Source organism: Nostocoides veronense (assembly GCF_039531185.1).
Taxonomy (GTDB): Bacteria; Actinomycetota; Actinomycetes; order Actinomycetales; family Dermatophilaceae; genus Nostocoides_A; species Nostocoides_A veronense.
Genome location: NZ_BAAAPO010000079.1, coordinates 1 through 3,428 on the forward strand (window position 1 = coordinate 1; position 3,428 = coordinate 3,428).

The 3,428-nt window shown below is 69.4% G+C and carries 4 protein-coding genes; 3 read left to right on the plus strand and 1 reads right to left on the minus strand.

Features of this window, described 5'->3' with window-relative positions:
- Positions 1–101 precede the first annotated feature (101 nt).
- Together cmtR and ABD225_RS18570 are read left to right on the plus strand one after the other, a co-directional pair.
- The gene (gene cmtR / locus ABD225_RS18565; protein ID WP_028708027.1) at positions 102–461 is read left to right on the plus strand and encodes a Cd(II)/Pb(II)-sensing metalloregulatory transcriptional regulator CmtR; all 360 of its coding nucleotides are present in this window, start codon (positions 102–104) and stop codon (positions 459–461) included.
- Complete coding sequence (locus tag ABD225_RS18570) at positions 458–1,054, plus strand: cadmium resistance transporter (RefSeq protein WP_030153505.1); 597 nt, start codon at positions 458–460, stop codon at positions 1,052–1,054. The genes cmtR and ABD225_RS18570 overlap by 4 nt, the downstream gene beginning before the upstream one ends.
- Before the next feature lie 66 nt (positions 1,055–1,120).
- Here the strand turns inward: ABD225_RS18570 and merA are convergent, their stop codons facing one another.
- Positions 1,121–2,569: a mercury(II) reductase gene (gene merA, locus ABD225_RS18575; RefSeq protein WP_030153508.1), complete on the minus strand. Its 1,449-nt coding sequence runs from the start codon at positions 2,567–2,569 to the stop codon at positions 1,121–1,123.
- Between the two features lie 78 nt (positions 2,570–2,647).
- Between merA and ABD225_RS18580 the strand changes: the two genes are divergently transcribed.
- Positions 2,648–3,037: a heavy metal-responsive transcriptional regulator gene (locus tag ABD225_RS18580; RefSeq protein WP_028708020.1), complete on the plus strand. Its 390-nt coding sequence runs from the start codon at positions 2,648–2,650 to the stop codon at positions 3,035–3,037.
- Positions 3,038–3,428: the final 391 nt, after the last annotated feature.

The window sequence follows — 3,428 nt, forward strand, 5'->3', positions numbered from 1 at the left end:
TCGTCCCGTGGGTCGATCCCCAACTGACACAGCCTCGTTCGCACGCTTAGCGACTCCGGGCTGCGTAAAACCACTTCAGTCCTCGCTGTATAGTTCAGCGCATGCTGACCATTGCTTCTCGCCTGGACGTGATGAACCGGTTGGGCCGCGCGCTGGCCGACCCGACCAGGTCCCGGATCATCCTGACGCTGCTCGACCGGCCGGCCTACCCGGCAGAGCTGGCCCGCGATCTGGACCTCACACGCTCCAACGTGTCCAATCATCTGGCGTGCCTGCGCGACTGCGGCATCGTTGCTGCCGAACCCGAGGGCCGCAAGACGCGCTACGAGATCGCCGATCCCCACCTGACGCAGGCGCTGACCGCCCTGGTTGACGTCACCCTCGCGGTTGACGAGAACGCCCCGTGCATCGATCCTGCCTGCTCGGTGCACGGATGCGACGCAGCAGAGGCGGGCGCGTGATCCTGGCTGCGGTCCTGCAGGCAATCGGCCTGTTCATCGCGACCAACATCGACGACATCATCGTGCTCTCCTTGTTCTTCGCCCGCGGCGCGGGCCAACGCGGGACGACCACCCGCATCTTGGTCGGCCAGTACGTGGGGTTCGCCTGCATCCTCGGTGCCGCTGTGCTGGTGACTATCGGAGCCGGAGCATTCCTGCCCTCAGCAGCTATCCCGTACTTCGGGCTCATCCCCCTGGCCCTCGGTCTCTGGGCTGCATGGCAAGCCTGGCGCGGAGACGATGACGACGATGACGCCAAGGTCACGGGCACGAAGGTCAGCGCGTGGACCGTCGCAGGAGTCACCTTCGCCAACGGCGGAGACAACATCGGCGTCTATGTCCCCGTCTTCCTCAGCGTGGAACCCATCGCAGTGGTCGCCTACTGCCTCGTCTTCCTCGCGCTCGTCGCGGTCCTGGTCGTAGTCGCCAAGTTCGTTGCCACCCGGCCGCCGATCGCTGAAGTCCTCGAGCGCTGGGAACACATCCTGTTCCCCATCGTCCTGATCGGCCTCGGCATCGTCATCCTCGTCAGCGGAGGAGCGTTCGGTCTCTGACGGAGCCAAAGCGAACGAGAGAGGTCGCCAGGCTCGACGCTCCGGTATAGGGATCCCTGTGCGGGTTCATGCTGCGCAGCAGGAGAGTTTGGTGATGTCGGTGGTGAAGGTTTGGGCGGTGAGTTTGAGGCCTTCGGCCATGGTCAGGTAGGGGCTCCAGAGGTTGGCGACCTGGTCGGTGGTCATGCCGGCCTCGAGGATGTAGACGCCGGCGGCGGCGAGGTCACCGGCGTCCTGGGCGAGGGCGGTGATGCCGATGATGCGGCCGGTGTCGGCGTCGGTGACGATCTTGATGAGCCCGCGGGTGTCACGGTTGACGATGGCGCGCGGGACGTGCGCCAGGGGCAGGACGCGGCTGTCGCAGCGGATCCCGGCAGTGCGGGCCTGCTGGTCGGTCATTCCGACGGAGGCCAGGGCGGGGCTGGTGAACACGACCCGGGGCAGGTGGCGGTAGTCGACCTCCCGGCCGGCTCCGGTGAGGGCGTTGTCGGCGACCAGGGCGCCGTGGGCCGCGGCGACGTACACGAACTGCGGGTGGGCGGTGACGTCACCCGCGGCCCAGATCCGCGGGTTCGTGGTGCGCAGGTGGCTGTCGATGATGACCTCGCCGCGCTTGCCGGCGCGCACGCCGATGGTGTCGAGGCCGAGCGTGCCGGTGACCGGGCGGCGGCCGGTGGCAACGAGGAGCTCGGCCGCGCGGAGCTCGTGTGAGCCGTCGGCGGTGGTGGCGGTGACCGTGACCTCGCCGGTGGCCGGGTCGCGGCGCACCGCGGTGGGCACCGCGCCGCGGATGATCTCGATGCCTTCGTCGGCGAGGATTTCTTCCAGGGCGGTGGCGGCCTCGGGTTCCTCGTGGGAGGCCAGCCGTGAGCGGACGAGCATGGTGACCTGGGCACCGAGGCGGGAGAAGAGCTGGGCCTGCTCCATGGCGACGTAGCCGCCGCCGATGACCAGCAGCGACTCCGGGACGTGGTCCAGCTCCATCGCGGTCGTCGAGGTCAGATAACCGGCCTCCTGCAGGCCGGGGACCGGCGGCGCCCAGGGCGTGGAGCCGGTAGCGATGAGGTGGTGCGCGGCCCGGACGGTTTCCGCCGTGCCGTCCGGGCCGGTCACGCGGAGTGCCGGCTCAGTCGGTGTGCCGACGAAGGTGGCCTCGCCGGGGTGGAGGGCCCACCCGTACTCGGCGGCCAGGGCCGCGTACTTCTCGCTGCGCAGCGATCCGACGAGCTTGTCCTTGCCGGCGACCATGGCGGGCATGTCGACCGGTGGGGCGTCGGGGAGTGGCAGACCGGGGAACCGGGCGGCGTCGAGTGTGACGTGGCGGGCCTCGGCGGCCGCGAGCAGGGCTTTGGAGGGCACACACCCGGTGTTCACGCAGGTACCGCCGATGGTGCCGCGCTCGATCATCACCACCCGCTTGCCCAGGGTGGTGGCGCGGATCGCGGCCGCGAACGCCGCCCCACCGGACCCGATCACTGCCAGGTCATACGACCTGCCCTTGTCCGTTGCCGTCATAAGTCCTCCCTTGTTGCCGCGCCTCAGGACCAGGATCGACCTTCCAGTGCACTGGAAGGTCAAGGCAGAATGAGTGGCATGCGGATCGGTGAGGTGGCTCAGGCGTCGGGCACGACAGCTAAGACCCTGCGGTACTACGAGGACGTCGGACTCCTCCCCGACCCCGACCGCAGCCCGGCGGGGTACCGGGACTACGGCCCCGAGGTGCTCGACCGGCTGCACTTCATCCGCCGGGGCCAAGCCGCCGGGCTGACCCTGGCCCAGATCGGCCAGGTGCTGGCCATCCGAGACCGGGGCCAGGCCCCCTGCCAGCACGTCACCGACCTGCTCGACACCCGCCTCGCGGTCATCGACCGGCAGCTCGCCGAGCTCGCGCAGCTACGCACCACGATCGCCATCCTGCGCGAGCACGCCACCACCGGCGACCCGGCCACATGCTCCCCCGAGGACGTCTGCCGCTACCTGTGACCCGCGAAGGTCACCGGCCCGTGGCACCATCGCGACATGGCCGATGACACCCAGCAACGATGCTCGTGCTGCGGCCGCCAGCGGCCACGAAGGTCGCTCCACGCACTCGGGAGCGAACCGGCCTACATCTGCCGAAGGTGCGCGCTCTGGGTCGCCCTTCACATCGCTCGCGACTGAACGACTCCGCCCGCAACGCGGGCACGCCGCCGGCCGCGGCGAACATCGTCGGATGGTGCGCGAAGGAACCAAAGGGCGCGAATGACGACCAATCATCACGCCGCCAGCGCGATCGCGGGCGCCCGTTGCCGCACTCCTCATCCGACGGTCTGAGCTCCACCGCCTGGCAGCGGTCCGAAGCCTGGAGAGGGCATCGGAGCCGGACGGGACCCCC